16 protein-coding genes are annotated in these 18,823 nt (G+C 61.9%); 13 read left to right on the forward strand and 3 right to left on the reverse strand.

The window, feature by feature from the left end; translation table 11 throughout:
* Window positions 1-8 precede the first annotated feature (8 nt).
* Window positions 9-1,697 carry a carboxylesterase family protein gene (locus tag B5E67_RS07890; protein ID WP_087384534.1) on the reverse strand — a complete coding sequence of 563 codons (1,689 nt, stop codon included), beginning with the start codon at window positions 1,695-1,697 and terminating at the stop codon, window positions 9-11.
* A gap of 266 nt (window positions 1,698-1,963) precedes the next feature.
* Between B5E67_RS07890 and rpsO the strand changes: the two genes are divergently transcribed.
* The 3 genes from rpsO (at window position 1,964) to glyA (ending at window position 6,058) form a co-directional block, all read left to right on the forward strand.
* Window positions 1,964-2,218 carry a 30S ribosomal protein S15 gene (rpsO, locus tag B5E67_RS07895; RefSeq protein ID WP_087232972.1) on the forward strand — a complete coding sequence of 85 codons (255 nt, stop codon included), beginning with the start codon at window positions 1,964-1,966 and terminating at the stop codon, window positions 2,216-2,218.
* Window positions 2,219-2,450: 232 nt separating this feature from the next.
* Window positions 2,451-4,598: a polyribonucleotide nucleotidyltransferase gene (locus B5E67_RS07900; RefSeq protein ID WP_087248410.1), complete on the forward strand. Its 2,148-nt coding sequence runs from the start codon at window positions 2,451-2,453 to the stop codon at window positions 4,596-4,598.
* Between the two features lie 206 nt (window positions 4,599-4,804).
* Window positions 4,805-6,058 carry a serine hydroxymethyltransferase gene (gene glyA / locus B5E67_RS07905; protein WP_087384536.1) on the forward strand — a complete coding sequence of 418 codons (1,254 nt, stop codon included), beginning with the start codon at window positions 4,805-4,807 and terminating at the stop codon, window positions 6,056-6,058.
* 60 nt (window positions 6,059-6,118) lie between these two features.
* On the opposite strand, the gene epsC is transcribed toward glyA, so the two are convergent.
* Window positions 6,119-6,802, reverse strand: a complete 684-nt coding sequence (gene epsC, locus B5E67_RS07910) for a serine O-acetyltransferase EpsC (protein WP_087248406.1) — start codon at window positions 6,800-6,802, stop codon at window positions 6,119-6,121.
* Window positions 6,803-7,250: 448 nt separating this feature from the next.
* On the opposite strand from epsC, the gene B5E67_RS07920 reads away from it, so the two are divergent.
* The 10 genes from B5E67_RS07920 (at window position 7,251) to B5E67_RS07965 (ending at window position 18,481) form a co-directional block, all read left to right on the forward strand.
* The gene (locus tag B5E67_RS07920) at window positions 7,251-8,438 is read left to right on the forward strand and encodes a dihydroorotase (RefSeq protein WP_087368160.1); all 1,188 of its coding nucleotides are present in this window, start codon (window positions 7,251-7,253) and stop codon (window positions 8,436-8,438) included.
* Between the two features lie 27 nt (window positions 8,439-8,465).
* On the forward strand, window positions 8,466-9,332 hold the full coding sequence (gene pyrF / locus B5E67_RS07925) for an orotidine-5'-phosphate decarboxylase (RefSeq protein WP_087248438.1): 867 nt from the start codon (window positions 8,466-8,468) through the stop codon (window positions 9,330-9,332).
* Window positions 9,313-10,092 (forward strand): dihydroorotate dehydrogenase electron transfer subunit, encoded by a 780-nt coding sequence (locus B5E67_RS07930; RefSeq protein WP_087368162.1) that lies wholly within the window; start codon window positions 9,313-9,315, stop codon window positions 10,090-10,092. The genes pyrF and B5E67_RS07930 overlap by 20 nt, the downstream gene beginning before the upstream one ends.
* Window positions 10,080-10,997: a dihydroorotate dehydrogenase gene (locus B5E67_RS07935; protein WP_087368164.1), complete on the forward strand. Its 918-nt coding sequence runs from the start codon at window positions 10,080-10,082 to the stop codon at window positions 10,995-10,997. The genes B5E67_RS07930 and B5E67_RS07935 overlap by 13 nt, the downstream gene beginning before the upstream one ends.
* 126 nt (window positions 10,998-11,123) lie before the next feature.
* A complete protein-coding gene (gene pyrE / locus B5E67_RS07940; protein ID WP_087248398.1) occupies window positions 11,124-11,717 on the forward strand; it encodes an orotate phosphoribosyltransferase in 594 nt (197 codons plus the stop codon).
* A gap of 31 nt (window positions 11,718-11,748) precedes the next feature.
* The gene (locus B5E67_RS07945) at window positions 11,749-12,855 is read left to right on the forward strand and encodes a carbamoyl phosphate synthase small subunit (RefSeq protein WP_087384538.1); all 1,107 of its coding nucleotides are present in this window, start codon (window positions 11,749-11,751) and stop codon (window positions 12,853-12,855) included.
* A 1-nt stretch (window position 12,856) separates the two neighbouring features.
* Window positions 12,857-16,093, forward strand: a complete 3,237-nt coding sequence (carB, locus tag B5E67_RS07950) for a carbamoyl-phosphate synthase large subunit (protein ID WP_087248394.1) — start codon at window positions 12,857-12,859, stop codon at window positions 16,091-16,093.
* 178 nt (window positions 16,094-16,271) lie between these two features.
* Window positions 16,272-16,595 carry an HU family DNA-binding protein gene (locus B5E67_RS07955; protein ID WP_087248392.1) on the forward strand — a complete coding sequence of 108 codons (324 nt, stop codon included), beginning with the start codon at window positions 16,272-16,274 and terminating at the stop codon, window positions 16,593-16,595.
* 160 nt (window positions 16,596-16,755) lie between these two features.
* Window positions 16,756-17,943 carry a DEAD/DEAH box helicase gene (locus tag B5E67_RS07960; RefSeq protein WP_087384540.1) on the forward strand — a complete coding sequence of 396 codons (1,188 nt, stop codon included), beginning with the start codon at window positions 16,756-16,758 and terminating at the stop codon, window positions 17,941-17,943.
* A gap of 55 nt (window positions 17,944-17,998) precedes the next feature.
* On the forward strand, window positions 17,999-18,481 hold the full coding sequence (locus tag B5E67_RS07965; RefSeq protein WP_087384542.1) for a GNAT family N-acetyltransferase: 483 nt from the start codon (window positions 17,999-18,001) through the stop codon (window positions 18,479-18,481).
* Between the two features lie 111 nt (window positions 18,482-18,592).
* On the opposite strand, the gene B5E67_RS15725 is transcribed toward B5E67_RS07965, so the two are convergent.
* The coding region (locus tag B5E67_RS15725; protein ID WP_204246537.1) for a hypothetical protein at window positions 18,593-18,823 on the reverse strand (231 nt) is incomplete at its 5' end.

Genomic DNA, 18,823 nt, shown 5'->3' on the forward strand with positions numbered 1-18,823 from the left:
CGGGCTCGTCAGACCCAGAGGGATGGGTTTTGATAGCGGGCGTCCAGCTCGGCGCTGAAAATCCGCCCGTTCAAAATCTGGCGGATCACCAGCTCCTTGGTGCTGTCCGGGACGCTGTTGTCGGCGTCCAGCTGGTCCAGAACGGCGCCGCAGTCCGACGGGGCGTCCTGGAGGGTGAAGGCGGCCGAATCGGCGCTGTTCCCGGCGTCCAGCACCAGGGCCCGGGGAGAGGCGGCGGTCCAGGGCTGCCAGTCCACCCCGGCACCGTCGGGGGTGCCGGTGCGGATGAAGGAGCGGAAGGCCGCGGTGAACCGGTCGGACAGGGCCGCAAAGCCGGGGCTGCTGAGGGAGACAAAACCGGACAGGTTGTTTTCACCCGACAGCAGGGGAAGGCTGATGCCGTGATAGGACCCCAGGCCCATGGCCCGGATGGGGCTGGCGCTGTCTGCGCTGCCGTAAGCGATCTCGCACACCCAGACAGGGGCGGCGGAACGGCTGGACAGGGAGGCCGCGGCGGCTCCGCCGTTGAAAATCCGGTACAGCTCGGAGCCGTAGGCGGTGGCAAAATCCCGGGCCGCGGCGGTGTCGGCGGCACTGAGGCCGTTGGTCTGCACCGTGGTGGTCAGGGGATTGAACAGGCTGAACTCGGTGGTGCCGGTCACCAGCAGCAGGGGAACCGGGCAGGACAGGGGGGCGTCCAGGCCGTTTTCAGGCAGGAGAACCCCGTCCGCAAACAGGTGGGGGAAGCTGCTCATCCGAATCCCGCCGCCGTCGGCCATCAGCAGGCAGACCCGGGCGGGGTCCAGATCGTACAGCCAGCGGGTCACGTCCTCGCCGTTGGTGAGAAGCCAGTCCGCCGCTGCGGTTGGGTCGGAGAACAGGCCGTCCTCCACCGCCAGAGGCGCAAAGGCCGCGGCGGTCTGGCGGGCGCTGGCGTCGGGGTCGGCCATGGTCAGACCGCCCGACAGGGACACCGCCCGCTGGAACCGCCCTGCAAAATAGGGGCTGGCCAGCATGGCCAGCACATCCCGTCCGCCGGCGGAAAAGCCCATGGCGGTGACATTGGCGGGGTCGCCGCCAAAAGAGGCAATGTTTTCCTGCACCCAGTCAAAGGCTTTGGCTGCGTCCAGCAGGGCATAGTTGCCGGTGCTGTCGGGGCCGTTCTGGAGGGCGGGCAGGCTGTTGAAGCCCAGCAGGCCCAGCCGGTACCCCACCGACACAAGGACGCATTCGGCCCGGGCGGACAGGGAGCCGCCCGGCAGCTCCTCCGGGGAACCGGTGCGGTTGCCGCCGCCGTGGAAATACACCACCACCGGCAGCCCGGCGGCGCCGTCCGGGGCGTAAACGTCCAGCTTGAGACAGTCCTCGGTGCCGGCGGCCATCCCGTTGCAGCACTGCAGGGCCATGGGTGCGGGCGCGGTGCAGTCCAGCGGATCGGACCAGGGGGCCGGGTCCTGGGGCGGCTGCCAGCGCAGCGACCCCGACGGGGCGGCGCCGTAGGGCACCCCGTACCAGGCCAGACTGCCTCCGGTCCCGTTTTCCCGGCCCTGAACCGGGCCAAAGGAGGTGGGCCGGAGGGTGCCCTGCAGAGGAGCGGAAGGGGTTTCGGCCTGGCTGGCCTGGGCCGGCAGGCCGCCGGCCAGACCGGCCGCCGTCAGGGCCCCCGCTTTCAGAAAGCCTCGCCGTGAAATGTTCATGGTTGATTTACTTCCTTTCTGTTGCACTGCTTACCAGTATAACAAAACATCCCCCGAACACAAGTGAAAATTCCGTGGCAGAGCCTCCGGCAGAACTACCTAAAATTGTTTCAACAATTCGGGGGTTTTGTGCTTGCTTTTTGTACGTTTTTTTGCTATACTATCCACGTTACCGCGGCGCAGCGATGGGAGTATGCCCGTTTGCGAGGGAAGACCGTTTCCCACCGCTTTGTCACGGCAGAAATAATAGAAAGAGGTATTTTTCCATGAACAAACAGGAAGTTATGGCCAAGGTTGCCCTCAACGAGAAGGACACCGGTTCCCCCGAGGTTCAGGTCGCTCTGCTGACCGCTCACATCAATGAGCTGAACGAGCACCTCAAGAAGAACCCCAACGATCACCACAGCCGCCGCGGTCTGCTGAAGATGGTTGGCCGCCGCCGCAATCTGCTGGCTTACCTGCAGAAGAAGGATGTGGAGCGCTACCGCGCCCTGATCGCTACGCTGGGTCTGCGCAAGTAATTTCAATGAACGAGGGGGCAGGCACCATCCAAAGGTGCCTGCCTTTTTCCTTAGGGTGGATTTTTGGCCGGGTATTGGTAAGCCGGGCCGCCGCTGCGTGTTGCAGCAGTAAATCGGGCGTCTGAGAGGCGCACGCCCCTCTGGGACGTCGGATTTATTGCTATAGCTCGCGGCGGCCGGCCTGATGATATGCCGGGCGCCCCAGCGCCCGGACAAACAAGGAGGTAACTACATGGCAATCGAATTCGGCTCCCGCAAAGAGACCTTCCCCAACTACAAGGTCTATGAGATGGAACTGGCAGGCCGCCCGTTCAAGGTCGAGATGGGCAAAATGTGCGGGCTGTCCAACGCCAGTGCTCTGATCCGCTACGGCGAGACCGTTGTGCTGTGCAACGTCACGATGAGCCCCAAGCCCCGGGAAGGGGTGGACTTCTTCCCCCTGAGCGTCGAGTATGAGGAGAAGCTGTACGCAGCGGGCCGCATCCCCGGCAGCTTCATGCGCCGTGAAGGCCGTCCCGGCGAGCGTGCCATCCTGACCAGCCGGGTGGTGGACCGCCCCATGCGCCCCCTGTTCCCCAAGGAAATGCGCAATGACGTCTGCATCACCATGACCGTCATGAGCCTGGATCCCGACTGCAGCCCCGAGATCGCCGGCATGATCGGCGCCTCTCTGGTGACCGCCGTGTCCGAGATTCCCTGGAACGGCCCCATCGGCGGCGTCCAGGTGGGCCTGGTGGACGGCGAAATCGTCCTGAACCCCACCTATGAGCAGCGCCGGGTCAGCGACCTGGCCCTGACGGTGGCCGGCACCATGGACAAGATCGTCATGATCGAGGCCGGCGCCAACGAGGTGGACGAGGACACCATGCTCAACGCCATCAAGACCGCCCATGTGGAGATCAAAAAGACCATCGCCTTCATCAACGAGATCGTGGCCGAGCGGGGCAAGGACAAGGTCCAGTTCCAGACCGCCGGCATCGATATGGAGATCTTCCACGCCGTCCATGACAAGTACCTCGACCGGTTCAAGGCCGCCATGGACACCGACGACAAGAACGTCCGTGACGCAGCCCTGCTGCCCATTCTGGACGACATCGCTGCCGAGTACCCCGACCTGACCGCCGCCGACCTGGATCTCATCAGCTACAAGATGCAGAAGCAGGTGGTTCGCCGCTGGCTGCTGGATGAGGGCAAGCGTGTGGACGGCCGCGGCATCAACGAGATTCGTCCTCTGGCCGCCGAAGTGGGCATCCTGCCCCGCGTCCATGGCTCGGGCATGTTCACCCGCGGCCAGACCCAGGTGCTGACCACCTGCACCCTGGGCGGCACCAAGGACAGCCAGCTGATGGACGACCTGACCGATGAGCAGACCAAGCGTTACATCCATCACTATAACTTCCCGCCGTACTCGGTGGGCGAGGCCCGCGCACCCCGCAGCCCCGGCCGCCGCGAGATCGGCCACGGCGCTCTGGCTGAGCGCGCTCTGGTGCCGGTGCTGCCCTCCATGGAGGACTTCCCCTACACCATCCGCTGCGTCTCTGAGGTCCTGAGCTCCAACGGCTCCACCTCTCAGGCTTCCATCTGCGGCTCCACCCTGGCCCTGATGGACGCAGGCGTGCCCATCAAGGCCCCCGTGGCCGGCATCTCCTGCGGCCTCATCACCGAGGGCGACCGCTGGATGACCATGCTGGACATCCAGGGCGTGGAGGACTTCCACGGCGACATGGACTTCAAGGTGGGCGGCACCCGCAAGGGCATTACCGCCATCCAGATGGACATCAAGATCGACGGCCTGACCTACGACATCATTGCGGATGCCTTTGAGAAGTGCCGCAAGGGCCGCCTGTATATCCTGGACGAGATCATCAAGCCGGTCATCGCCCAGCCCCGTCCCGAGCTGAGCCGCTGGGCACCCAAGATGTTCAGCATCGTCATCCCCACCGACAAGATCAAGGACGTCATCGGCAAGGGCGGCAAGGTGATCCAGGAGATCTGCGCCAACTGCAACTGCAAGATCGATGTCCAGGAGGACGGCCACGTCTTTGTCTCGGCCATCGACCAGGAGGACGCCAAGCGGGCCATCTTCACCATCAAGACCATTGTGGAGGATCCCGAGATCGGCGCCATCTACAAGGGCAAGGTCACCCGCCTGATGAACTTCGGCGCATTCGTTGAGATTGCTCCGGGCAAGGAAGGCCTGGTCCACATCTCCAAGCTGGACACCAAGCGTGTCGAGCGGGTGGAGGATGTGGTGGCTGTGGGCGACGCCATCGTGGTCAAGGTCACCGACATTGACCAGCAGGGCCGCATCAACCTGTCCCGCCGCGACGCCATCATCGCGCTGGAGGCCCGCAAGAACAGCCAGAACAAGGAATCCTGATTGACTTAAAGCGCACACAAGCCGCTTCCCCTGCCGGGGAGGCGGCTTTTTTGATGGGGCAGGGAAGGCGGAAAAAAGAAAAAACTGTTTTTCTTATAAAAATACAGTTGTTTGTCTTGCATAGACGCCTGGGTTTTGCTATTATAAAGGAAACTGCTGCGAGGGTGCAGCGGCGGATGCAGTTTGAAAAAGAGAGGGGTATTGTTATGTACAAGGAAATGATGGACACCATCGGTCTGGTCAACGGCGTGGACCCGGAAGTGGGCGCGGCCATGGGCCGCGAGCTCACCCGCCAGCGGGAAAACATCGAGCTGATCGCCAGCGAGAACATCGTCTCTCCGGCGGTGATGGCCGCCATGGGCAGCGTGCTGACCAACAAGTACGCCGAAGGCCTGCCCGGCAAACGGTATTACGGCGGCTGCGTCTACGTGGACGAAGTGGAAAACATCGCCATCCGCCGCGCCTGTGAGCTGTTCGGCGCCAAGTATGCCAACGTGCAGCCCCACTCGGGCGCCCAGGCCAACCTGGCGGTCTACTTCGCCCTGCTGGAGCTGGGGGACACCGTCATGGGCATGGATCTGTCTCAGGGCGGTCACCTGACCCACGGCTCTCCGGTGAATATGTCGGGCAAAAATTACCACTTCTTCTCCTACGGCGTGGGGGAGGATGGCCGCATCGACTACGTGGAGCTGGAAAAGGCGGTCAAGAAGGTCCGTCCCAAGATGCTGGTGGCGGGCGCATCGGCCTATCCCCGGGCCATTGATTTCGAGAAGCTGGCCGAGATCGCCCACGGCTACGGCGCATACCTGATGGTGGATATGGCCCACATCGCCGGCCTGGTGGCAGGCGGCGCCCATCAGAGCCCGGTGCCCTACGCCGACGTGGTGACCACCACCACCCACAAGACCCTGCGGGGCCCCCGCGGCGGCCTGATCCTCACCAACAACGCCGTTCTGGCCAAGCGGATCAACTCGGCTGTCTTCCCCGGCACCCAGGGCGGTCCCCTGGAGCACGTCATCGCCGGCAAGGCGGTCTGCTTCGGCGAGGCCCTCAAGCCCGAGTTCAAGGCCTATGCCCACAAGATCGTGGAGAATGCCCAGGTCATGGCAGCCGAACTGCAGGCCCGGGGCGTCCAGCTGGTTTCGGGCGGCACCGACAATCACCTGATGCTGGTGGACCTGCGTCAGGAGGAGTGCACCGGCAAGGAGCTGGAGGCCCGTCTGGACGCCGTCCATATCACCGCCAACAAGAACACCGTCCCCGGCGAGACCCGCAGCCCCTTTGTGACCTCGGGCGTCCGTCTGGGCACCCCGGCGGTCACCACCCGCGGCATGGGCGCCGAGGAGATGAAGATCATCGCCAACTGCATCGCTGACTGCATCTGGCACTTCGATGAAAAGAAGGATGACATCGCAGCCCGGGTGCTGGCTCTGACCAAGCAGTTCCCCCTGTACGAATAATCCCATACACAACAAAGGGCGAAGCCGCAATGGCTTCGCCCTTTTTCTGTCGATGGATTTTTACGGTTTGGCGCTGGGGTTGGACCGGGCTGCCACCTGTTCGTGGGTGGGGGGAATGTCCCCCTGGGCCGCCTTTTCCAGATGGCTGATGCGCTGGTCCAGGGCGGTGATCCGCTGGGAGACAATATCCGGCAGATCCTGCTGGTCCAGATCGTCGGCGGGATTCACCGACTTGTTGTTGATCCGCACCACCTCCGCCGGCACGCCCACAGCGGTGCAGTTGGCAGGCAGGTTGTGGAGCACCACACTGCCGGCGCCCACCCGGGCGTTGTCCCCGATGTACACCGGGCCCAGCACCTTGGAGCCTGCGCCGATCAGCACGTTGTCCCCCAGGGTGGGGTGACGCTTGCCGGTGTCCTTGCCGGTGCCGCCCAGGGTGACCCCGTGGTAGATGGTGCAGTTGTCGCCGATCTCGGTGGTCTCGCCAAAGACGATCCCCATGCCGTGGTCGATGAACAGGTTTTTGCCGATGGTGGCGCCGGGATGGATTTCGATGCCGGTCTTATGCCGGCCCCGCTGGCTGATCCACCGCGCCAGGAAAAAATGTCCCCGCTGGTAGAGCCAATGGGCGATTTTGTGGTATACTAAGATGTGAAAACCCGGGTACAACAGGATAACTTCGATTACGCTGCGTGCGGCCGGGTCTTTGCGCTGAATATTGCGCGCGTCGTCAAGCAGACCCATGGACGTACCTCCTTCATATCCGAAAGCGATTGGCATGTGAATGTGTTTTTATTTTAGCACAGCCGGCGGCCAAAGTACAGCGCGCCGGTCACACAGAAGCGGGTTTTTGGCCTGCCAGCGGGGGAATTTGGACCCCTATGCAGAATTTTTGTAAGCTTTACTAAAAATTTCCGGGCATGGACGTACTACTTCTCACAAACAAAATTGCAGATGTTATTGACACTTTTTGCGTTTCTATGATAAAATACCTGAAAGACAATTGCAGAAAGGGGAACCTGTATTTTATGATGTGCGTCTGCGGCGTTGAGAAGCTGAAGATGTGCTTTGCAGCCGGTTTTTTCGCAGCCGGTTTGTTCCCCATTTTCAAAATTTGAACTTTTCCCGTCTGGGAAAAGTTTTTTTTTGCCCGCACCGGGACAGGCGCGGCTTCAAAAAGGAGGAAGCGGTCATGCTGATTCAACATGCAGTGGACGTCCATGGAGAAGAAATCGAACTCTACCTCAGCGAGGGCAAAATCCAGGCGGTGGGCCGTGGTCTGGCGGCCCTGGCCGGCCCGGAGGACGCCGTCCTGGACGCAGGGGGGCTGACGGTTCTGCCCGCCTTTGTGGACTTGCACGTCCACTGGCGTACCCCCGGCTTTGAATATAAGGAGGACGTCACCACCGGCAGCCATGCGGCGGCGGCCGGCGGCTATACCTTTGTCAATCTGATGCCCAACACCAAGCCGGTCTGTTCCTCGGCGGCCCAGGCGGCCATGATCGAGGACGAGGCCGCCCGGGTGGGTCTGTGCGACGCCAACCAGACGGTGTCCATCACCGAGAACTTTGACGGCCATACCCTGGACCACCTGAAAACCCTGCCCGAGTCGGTGCGCTTTGTCACCGAGGACGGCCACGGGGTCCAGAGCGCCAGCGTGATGGCCAAGGCCTTCGCCATCTGCCACCAGAAGGGGATCACCATTATGAGCCACGCCGAGGACATGGAGATCAGCCCCTGGGACTACCGGCTGGCCGAGGACGTGGAAACCCTGCGGAACTGCTGGCTCAGCGAGTACTACCAGACCCGGCTGCATATGTGCCATGTCTCCACCCGCGGAGCCATCGAGGCCATCCGCATCGCCAAGCTGCGGGGCGCGCCGGTCACCTGTGAGGTGACCCCCCACCACCTGTGGTTCACCGAGGACCTGTGCGATTACCGGGTCAATCCCCCCATCCGCACCGCCGACGATGTGGCGGCCCTGGTGGACGCCATCCAGGACGGCACCGTGGACGCCATCGCCACCGACCACGCTCCCCATTCGGAGGAGGACAAGGCGGCAGGCGCCGCCGGCATGGTGGGCAGCGAGACGGCCTTCGGCGTCTGCTACACCAAGCTGTGCCGCGGCGAGGGCCTGCCCCTGGAGCTGCTGAGCGAGCTGATGAGCAGCCGCCCCGCCCAGATTCTGGGCCTGAACAAGGGCCGTCTGGAGCCCGGCTACGACGCCGACCTGGTTCTGGTGGATCTGGACACCCCCTACACGGTGGACCGGGACAAGCTCCACTCCAAATCGAAGAACAGCCCTTATCAGGGGGCTGCACTCTATGGCCGTGTCTGCGCCACCATCAAAGGCGGCCAGCTGACCTATCAGGCTGAGTAAGATCAAAAGAAAGGGAATGATGCTATGATGACCAACATGGATAAGCTGTATGAGGCAGTCGAGGCTCGGGGCCCGGTCTGCGTCGGCCTGGACACCGATTTCTCCTATCTTCCCGAGGATTTTGTGGACACCGCTCTGAGCAAGGGCGAGAACATTGTCCGCTTCAACAAGGCTCTGATCGAGGCCACCAAGGCGGTCGCCGGCTGCTACAAGGTGCAGATCGCTTACTATGAGGCTCTGGGTCTGGACGGCCTGCGGGCTTACGCCGAGACCCTGCGGGCTGTCCGCGCCGCCGGCGTGCCCGTGATCGCTGACATCAAGCGGGGCGACATCGCCAAGACCGCCGAGATGTACGCCATCGGCCACTTCACCGGTGATTTCGAGGCCGATTTCGTCACCCTGGCCCCCTACATGGGCCTGGATTCCATCAGCCCCTACCTGCCCTACGCCGAAAAGGCCGGCAAGGGCATGTTCGTCCTCTGCCGCACCTCCAACGGCGGCGCCAAGGACTTTGAGTATGAGAAGCTGGCCGACGGCCGCCACGTCTACGACCTGGTGGGCGACAAGCTCAACGAGCTGGGCAAGGGCTACATGGGCGAGCACGGCTACTCCTCCATTGGCCTGGTCATCGGCGGCACCCACATCGAGGAGGCCTCCGAGATCCGCGCACGGTATCAGGACAGCTTCTTCCTGATCCCCGGCTATGGCGCCCAGGGCGGCAAGGCCGAGGACATCGCCCAGTACCTGAACAAGGGCAACGGCGGCACCGTCAACTCCAGCCGCGGCATCCTGCTGGCCTACAAGAAGCAGCCCGGCGTGGCCTTCGATGAGGCCGCCTACAACGAGTGCGTCAACATGAAGGAGGCCATTGCCCATGCGTGCAGCCTGCTGTAAGGCCACCGTCCTGGGCCAGAGCAACGTGGCGTCGGACGTCCGGCTGCTGCGGGTTCTCTGGCCGGACCCCGGCCACGCCCCCCACGCGGGGCAGTTCTTCACCCTGCGCAGCTGGGGCGCAGGGGAGGCACCGTTCCTCTCCCGGCCCATCAGCGTCCACAAGTGGGAGCCTGAGACGTTGACCGTCTCCTTCCTGTATCAGATTGTGGGCCAGGGCACCGAAAAGCTGGCCGCCCTGACCGAGGGCGACTTCATCCAGCTCACCGGCCCCATGGGCAACGGCTTCGATGTGCCCGCCATCGCCGAGAAATACCAGAAGATCGCCCTGGTGGGCGGCGGCATCGGCACCGCCCCCATGTACCAGCTGGCCCGGGAACTGGCCGCCGCAGGCCGCCAGCCCGACGTCTTTTTCGGCTTCCGGGACGAGCCCTACTGCATGGAGCAGTACCGCGGTCTGGCCGGCATCGTCAAGGTGTCCACCGACAGCGGCCGGTTCGGCTTCCATGGCTTTGTCACCCAGCTGTATGACCCGGCGGACTACGATATCGTCCTGATCTGCGGCCCCACGCCCATGATGAAGAATGCCGCCCGCCTCTGCGCGGAGAAGGGCACCCCCTGCCTGGTCAGCCTGGAAAAGAAGATGGCCTGCGGCATCGGCGCCTGCCTGGGCTGCACCATCGAGACCGCCTCGGGCGCCAGGAGCGTCTGTAAGGACGGCCCTGTCTTTGCAGGAACGGAGGTGTTTGGATGGCAGACCTGAGAACCAACCTCCTCGGCTTCACCATGAATAGCCCCATCATCGGCGCGTCCGGTACGGTGGGCTACGGAGTCGAGTATGAGGACCTGGCCGATTTCAGCAAGATCGGCGGCATTTCCGGCAAGGGACTGACCCTTCACGGCCAGTTCGGCAACAAGGGCGAGCGCCTGTGGGAGACCCCTTCGGGCCTCATCAACAGCATCGGCCTGCAGAACCCCGGCGTGCAGCACTTCATCGACGTGGAGCTGCCCGAGATGCTCAGCCTGAAACGGCAGTACGGCACGGTGGCCATTGCGAATCTGGGCGGCCACAGTGAGGAAGAATATGTGGAGGGCGCAGCCCTGCTGAACGACAGCGCTGTGGACATTGTGGAGCTGAACATCAGCTGTCCCAACGTCAAGCAGGGCGGCATGGCCTACGGCGTCAAGGCCGACGCCGCCGGCGAGGTGGTGCGGATGGTCCGCGACGTCTGCAAAAAGCCCCTGATGGTCAAGCTCAGCCCCCAGGCGGAGAACATCCCCGAGATGTGCAAGGCGGTGGAAGCTGCCGGTGCCGACGCCATCAGCCTGACCAACACCTTCCAGGCCTGCGCCATCGACCTGGAAAAGCGCCGTCCCGTCTTTGACAACATCTTCGCGGGCCTGTCGGGCCCGGCGGTGCGGCCCATTGCCCTGCGGATGGTCTGGCAGGCGGTGGGTGCAGTCCAGATCCCCGTGGTGGGCCTGGGCGGCATCGCAACCGGCCGGGACGCCCTGGAGTTCATCATGGCGGGCGCCGCCGCAGTCCAGGTGGGCGCGGCCAACTTCGCCAACCCCCGGGCCATGGAGACCATCGCCGACGAGATGGCCGCCTGGATGGATGCCCACGGGGTGGCCAGCCTGGATGAAATCCGCGGCTGCGCTCGGTGAGTATACCTAAAAAATGACATATATTCATTAAAATAAGAATATAACGAATAAATTTGCATTTTCCGGGCTTGCGTGATACAATACCGTGAGACCGATTTATGTGGAAAGAGGAAGGGAGTAAAAACAATGAGCGAAGCAATTGAAATTTTGAAGAGCTGTGAAGCATTCCTGGAGGGTCACTTCCTGCTGTCGTCCGGCCGCCATTCCAGCGCCTACTGCCAGATGGCATTCCTGCAGCAGTACCCCGACCGCTGCGCCGAGGTGATGGCTCCTGTGGCCGCCAAGGTCAAGGAGCTGGGCGCCGACGTCATCGTGGGACCCGCCATGGGCGGCATCGTCTACGCCTACGAGCTGGCCCGTCAGACCGGCCTGCGCGCCATCTTCACCGAGCGTGTGGACAACGTCATGACCCTGAAGCGGTTCGCCATCCATCCGGGTGAGAAGTGCATCATCGCCGAGGACGTGGTCACCACCGGCATCTCCTCTCTGGAGACCAAGCGGGCCATCGAAGAGGCCGGCGGCATCTGCCTGGGCATCACCTGCGTGGTGGACCGCACCAAGCCCGAGGCTCCGTCTCCCATTCCCATCCTGGCCAGCGCCCTCAAGCTGGACCTGCCCAACTATGCACCCGAGGAGTGCCCCCTGTGCAAGGAGGGCAAGCTGCCCCTGGTGCACCTGGGCAGCCGCAAGATGAACCAGCAGGCCAAGCAGACCCTGTGAGTCCTGCAACGAGATAAAACGAGGGAACGCAATGAACGCATATCTTCTTTTGGCAAACGGAATGGTTTTTGCGGGCCAGTCGGTGGGCGCTGAGGGCGTCACGGTGGGCGAAGTGGTCTTTGCCACCGGCATGGTGGGCTTTCAGGAGACCCTGACCGACCCCAGCTACTATGGCCAGATCATCACCCAGACCTACCCGCTGATCGGCAACTACGGCATGAATCACTGGGATATGGAGTCGGGCAAAATCTGGGCCCGGGGCTACATTGTCCGCGAGGCCTGCAAGACCCCGTCCAACTGGCGCTCGGAGGAGACGCTGGACAGCTTTTTGAAGAAAAACAACATCATCGGCATCGAGGGGATCGACACCCGTCATCTGACCCGCGTCATCCGCGAGAGCGGCGTCATGAACGGCGCTATTCTCACCGAGTTTGACCCCGCCGACCCCGCCAACAAAGAGCGCACCGAGGCCCTGCTGGCCCAGGTGCAGACTTATGCTGTCACCGACGCCGTCAAGAGCGTCACCTGTGCCGCGCCCGAGGTCCACAACCCCGACGGCGCACCCCACATCGCCCTGATGGACTACGGCTGCAAGCGGAACATTGTCCGCTGCCTGGTCCGCCGCGGCTGCAAGGTGACCGTCATGCCCGCCTTCTCGACGGCGGAGCAGGTGGCCGCCCTGAACCCGGACGGCATCATGCTGTCCAACGGCCCCGGCGACCCCGCCGAGCCGGTGGAGGCCATCGAGAACCTGCGCAAGATCTTTGAGCTGGGCATCCCCACCTTCGGCATCTGCCTGGGCCATCAGCTGTCGGCCCTGGCCGCCGGCGCCAAGACCACCAAGCTCAAGTACGGCCACCGCGGCGCCAACCAGCCCGTGACCGATTTTGCCAGCGGCCGCACCTTCATTACCAGCCAGAACCACGGCTATGCGGTGGTGGGGGACCAGCTGCCCCCCGAAATGGGCGTTGTGGCCCAGGTCAATGCCAACGACGGTACCTGTGAAGGCATCCAGTACAAGAAATGGAACTGCTTTACCGTCCAGTTCCACCCGGAAGCAAACGGCGGCCCCAAGGATACAGAGTTCCTCTTCGACCGTTTCCTGACCAATGTAAAGAGCGCAAAGGAGGCTCGCTGATATGCCCAAGGACCCCAGAATCAAAAAGGTGCTGGTGATCGGCTCGGGACCCATCATCATCGGCCAGGCGGCTGAGTTCGACTACTCGGGCACCCAGGCCTGCCGCGCCCTGAAGGCGGAAGGCATCGAGACCGTTCTGCTCAACTCCAACCCTGCCACCATCATGACCGACCCCGACGTGGCCGATCACGTCTATATCGAGCCCATGACCCTGGAGGTCGTGGAGCGCATCCTGGACATCGAAAAGCCCGACTCGGTGCTGCCCAACCTGGGCGGCCAGATGGGCCTGAACCTGTCCATGGAGCTGGCCCGCAGCGGCTACCTGGACCGCACCGGCATCCGCCTGCTGGCCTGCAAGCCCGAGACCATCGACCGGGCCGAGGACCGCGAGCTGTTCAAAGAGACGATGGAAAAGCTGCATCAGCCCATCATCCCCTCGGAGGTCGTGGAGACCCTGGAGGACGCTCTGGCCTGCGCCGACCGCATCGGCTACCCGGTCATCGTCCGTCCCGCCTTCACCATGGGCGGCACCGGCGGCGGTATCTGCGAGGACAAGGCCAAGCTGATCGAGATCGGCACCAACGGCCTGCGTCTTTCCCCCATTCACCAGATCCTGGTGGAAAAGTGCATCGCCGGCTGGAAGGAAATCGAGTATGAGGTGATGCGCGACCACAAGGGCAACGTCATCACCGTCTGCAACATGGAGAACCTGGACCCCGTGGGCATCCACACCGGTGACTCGGTGGTTGTGGCTCCCTCCCAGACCCTGACCGACCACGAATACCAGATGCTCCGCACCGCTGCCCTGGACATCATCACCGAGCTGGGCATCGAGGGCGGCTGCAACTGCCAGTTTGCCCTCAAGCCGGACAGCTTTGACTATGCGGTCATCGAGGTCAACCCCCGTGTGTCCCGCTCGTCGGCTCTGGCCTCCAAGGCCACCGGTTACCCCATCGCCAAGGTGGCCACCAAGATCGCCATCGGCTATACCCTGGACGAGATAACCAACGACGTCACCGGCAAGACCTGCGCCTGCTTTGAGCCCGCGCTGGACTATATTGTCGTCAAGTACCCCAAGTGGCCCTTCGACAAGTTCGTCTATGCGGACAAGTCCCTGGGCACCCAGATGATGGCCACCGGCGAAGTCATGTCCATCGGCAACAGCTTCGAGGCCGCCATGATGAAGGCTGTCTCCTCCATCGAGCTGGGCATGGACACCCTGACCCACAAGCCCTTTGAGGAGCTGGACGATCAGGAGATCATCGCTCACATGCACGTGCAGGACTCCGAGCGGGTGTTCTGCGTCTATGAGGCCCTCAAGCGCGGCATCGACCATCAGACCATCTACGACATCACCAAGATTGACTGGTGGTTCCTGGACAAGATGCAGCACCTGGCCGACCTGGAAAATGGTCTGGCCCGCTGCAACGGCGTCCTGAGCCTGGAGCAGTACCAGGAGGCCAAGAAGTACGGCTTCCAGGATAAGACCATCCGCCGCCTGGCCCAGGTGGAGCAGCTGCCGGTGGAGAACTACCGCGCCGGCTTCAAGATGGTTGATACCTGCGCCGCCGAGTTCTCGGCCAATACCCCCTACTTCTACTCCACCTACGACGGCGACAACGAGGCCGCCGAGTTCATCGCCAAGAAAGAGGACGGCCAGCCCCACAAGAAGCGGATTCTGGTCTTTGGTTCGGGCCCCATCCGCATCGGCCAGGGCATCGAGTTCGACTACTGCTCGGTTCACTGCGTCTGGACCCTGAAGAAGCACGGCTGTGAGGCCATTCTGGTCAACAACAACCCCGAGACGGTGTCCACCGACTTTGATACCGGCGACCGCCTGTACTTTGACCCCCTGACCCCCGAGAGCGTGGACAACATCATCGCCACCGAGAAGCCGGACGGCTGCGTGGTCCAGTTCGGCGGCCAGACCGCCATCAAGCTGGCCAAGCACATGGACGAAGTGGGCCTGCCCATCCTGGGCACCCCCGCCGACGCCATCGACGAGGCCGAGGACCGGGAGCGTTTTGACGAGCTGCTGGAGCGCTGCGGAATTCCCCGCGCCCCCGGCCGCACCGTCTATACCCTGGACGAGGCCCTGGCTGCCGCCGAGGAAATCGGTCTGCCCGTGCTGATGCGTCCCTCCTACGTGCTGGGCGGCCAGAACATGATCGTGGCCTACACCCAGGCCGACGTCATCGAGTATATGGGTGTCATCACCGAGCACGTGGACATGGATCACCCCGTCCTGCTGGATAAGTATATCCAGGGCACCGAGTGCGAAGTGGACGCCATCTGCGATGGCACCGATTTCCTGATCCCCGGCATCATGGAGCAGGTGGAGCGGACCGGCGTCCACTCCGGCGACTCCATCTGCGTCTATCCGGCCCAGCATCTGACCCAGAACATCATCGACACCATGGTGGACTATACCGGCCGCTTTGCCCGTGAGCTGAAAGTGGTGGGTCTGGTCAACGTTCAGTATGCTGTTTCGGATGGCAAGGTGTACGTCATCGAGGTGAACCCCCGTTCGTCCCGTACCGTGCCCTATATCTCCAAGGTCACCGGCGTGCCCATGGTGGACCTGGCGGTCCGCTGCTGCCTGGGCGAGAAGCTGGCCGACATGGGCTATGGCACCGGCCTGCACCCCAACGCTCCCTATGTGGCCGTCAAGGTGCCTGTGTTCAGCTTTGAGAAGCTGCACGGCGTGGACACCCAGTTCGGCCCCGAGATGAAGTCCACCGGCGAAGTGCTGGGCATTGCCCCCAACTACCATGACGCCCTGCTCAAGGGCCTCATTGGCGCCGGCTATACCTTCAAGACCCCCGGCCCCGCCAGCTGCTGCATCTTCACCGTGAAGGACAGCGACAAGCCCGAATTTGTGGACATCGCTTGGAAGCTCAAGAGCATGGGCTACAAGCTGTACGGCACCTCCGGCACCTGCGCCTGGCTGAACAAGCACATGGTGCCCTGCAACGAGGTGCGGAATATGTCGGGCGAGGCTCCCAACATCATTGACCTGCTCCAGAGCGGTCTGGTGGACTATGTCTTCTCCACCAGCGCCAAGGGCCGCGACCCCCGGCGTGACTCGGTGCGGCTGCGCCGCAAGGCCGTCGAACTGAGCATCCCCTGCATTACGGCAGTGGATACCGCCAACGCTCTGGTGGATTGTCTGCGCAGCGAGCACAGCCTGAAAAATGTGCCGCTGGTGGACATTGCAACGCTGTATAAGGAAAAATAAGCCTTCGTGTGCAGGAAGGCCTGTTTCGTGCGCAGAGTATCGATTTGAGACCGACCGTTTGTTATACTCTGCGACGTAAATTTTGCAAAAGTACGTTACTTTTATGAGTTTCCTGCAGGGCCCGGCCCGCAGTGGAAAACTCTGGATATAACAAGTAGTTCCAGGAGGATATTGATACATGACCCGTTCCCAGATGATCGAAACCGTTGCCCGCAAAACTGGCTTCCCCGAGAGCCAGGTCGAAATGACGATGGACGCCATGTTCGACCAGATCGCAGAGTGCCTGCGCGCTGACGAAAAGGTGACCATTGCCGGATTTGGCCGGTTTGAAATGCGTCCCCGCAAGCCCAAGGCTTACACCAACCCCAAGACCAAGGTGTCCAGCCGGCTGGAGTCCACCTCGATTCCCGGCTTCAAGGCAAGCGGCCGCTTCAAGCAGAAGCTGGAGGCTGCCCGTGCAGCCGCGGCAGCCGAGAATAAGGCTCTGGAAGAGACGGCGTAACAATTCCATACCAACCACAGGCCGGGCGTCGATGGGCGCCCGGCCTTTTTGTATGCAATGGGCCGGGAGATTGGAAACAAGGCTTTTCAGATCCCGCAAGCCGTGTTATACTGATAAGGACTTGACAAATTGCGTACCCCCAGAAAGAACGGAGAAAACCATGCGTTACAGTGAATTACAGTGTAGTGAGGCCATCCACCAGGCCGTGGAGCGGATGGGCTTCGAGGATATGACCGAAATTCAGGAGAAGGTGATCCCCCTCATGATGCAGGGGCGGGATATCATCGCCAAAGCCCCCACCGGCACCGGCAAGACCTGTGCCTTCGGCATCCCGGTGGCCGAGCATATCGACCCGGAACAGGCCTGGCCCCAGGCGGTCATTCTGGCCCCCACCCGGGAGCTGGCCCAGCAGATTGCAGGGGATATGGAAGATCTGACTTACTTTATGCCGGGGGTCAAGGTGGCGTGTGTCTACGGCGGCGCCAACATGGACAAGCAGGCCCGCCGCCTGGCGGAGGGCTGCCAGATCGTGGTGGCCACGCCCGGCCGCCTGATGGACCATTACAAGCACCGCAGCATCGACCTGAGCCATGTGACCCAGATTGTCCTGGACGAGGCGGACGAGATGCTGAATATGGGCTTTTACAAGGATGTGCGGCACATCATCGACCTGATGAAGAGCCGGAAGTCCCTGTCCATGTTCTCGGCCACCATCAGCCGGGAGGTTATGGACATCGGCTGGCTGTACCAGCGGGATGCCGAGGAGATCACCGTCCAGCCCAAAGAGGAGAGCCAGCCCAAGATCACCCAGTACAAGCTGGAGACCTCCGGCCGCAATAAGCTGTCCGACCTGGCCCAGCTCATCATTGGAGAGGGTTATAAGCGGGTGATGGTGTTCTGTGATACCAAGTTCGGCACCGCCACCCTGGCCAATCAGCTGGCCCGTCTGGGCTTCTCGGTGGACTGCCTCCACGGCGACCTCTCCCAGAAGGACCGCAACCGGATTATGCAGAGCTTCCGGGATGGCAAGGTGTCGGTCCTGGTGGCTACCGATGTGGCCGCCCGCGGCATCGACGTGTCGGATGTGGACGCTGTGGTCAACTACGACGTTCCCTCGGACAATGAGCATTATACCCACCGTATCGGCCGTACCGGCCGCGCCAAAAAGGAGGGCGTCAGCTACCTGTTCTATATGCCCGACGAGAAGAAGCGGGTGGATGAGCTGCTGCGGATGACCCGCAACACCGATCTGTGCCTGCCGGTCCACTTCGATTTCAACCACGAGCACATCGTGGTGGAGGAAAAGAAGGAGACGGGGGATAAGTTTCAGATACGGAGCTATTTCTAAACCATTCCAAGGCCAGGGCCCCGTGCCCTGGTCTTTCTTATAAGAGGAGAGAACCATGGTAAAGCTGGTGCCGGTAGACCGCCAAAACGCAGCGGAGATTCTGCATTTGCAGGTGAAAAAGGAACAGAGGGCGTTTGTAGCCTCCAATGGGCAGAGTCTGGCCGAGGCAGAAACTGCCCTGGCAGCCGGCGGACGGGCCTTTCCCTTTGGCATCTATGCAGGAGAGCAGGCGGTAGGGTTTTTGATGGTGGGTTTTGGGACAGATGAGGAATGGATCGACCCGCCGGCGGTGGCCCATGGCAATTACAGTCTGTGGCGATTGATGATCGACGAGCGCTATCAGCACAGGGGATATGGGACGGCCGCTCTCCAGCTGGCGCTGGATTGGATGCGGACATTGCCCTGCGGCCCGGCGGAGTATTGCTGGGTGTCCTATGCACCCCAGAATAAGGATGCAAGAGAGCTGTATAGACGCTTTGGATTTTGTGAGACAGGGGAAATGACCGGCGGAGAGAGCATAGCAGTAAGGAGATTGTGAGGGTTAAATTAAAAAATGAACACGTCATCGAAGAAAGTGAAATAAAGTCAATTTTTGAGCAAAAAAGTTCCAGAAAATGCTTGACAAAAGTCAGACTCTGTAGTATTATACTCAGGCGCCCAGCGGAACAGCTTCCGCGAGAGTCCGAAAGAATGAAAGCACTTCAAAATCACTTGAAAAAAGATGAAAAAAGTGCTTGACAAAACGGACCGGACGTGATAAAATAAACGGGTCGCCAGCCGAGAGGCTGAGCGGACAGGACCTTGAAAATTGAACAATATCGAATACTTGTAACGGAACCTTTAAAGTGTTGGAAACACTTAAAATTCCAAAAAGTAATTC

The organism is Faecalibacterium sp. An122, from assembly GCF_002160895.1.
GTDB lineage: Bacteria > Bacillota > Clostridia > Oscillospirales > Ruminococcaceae > Faecalibacterium.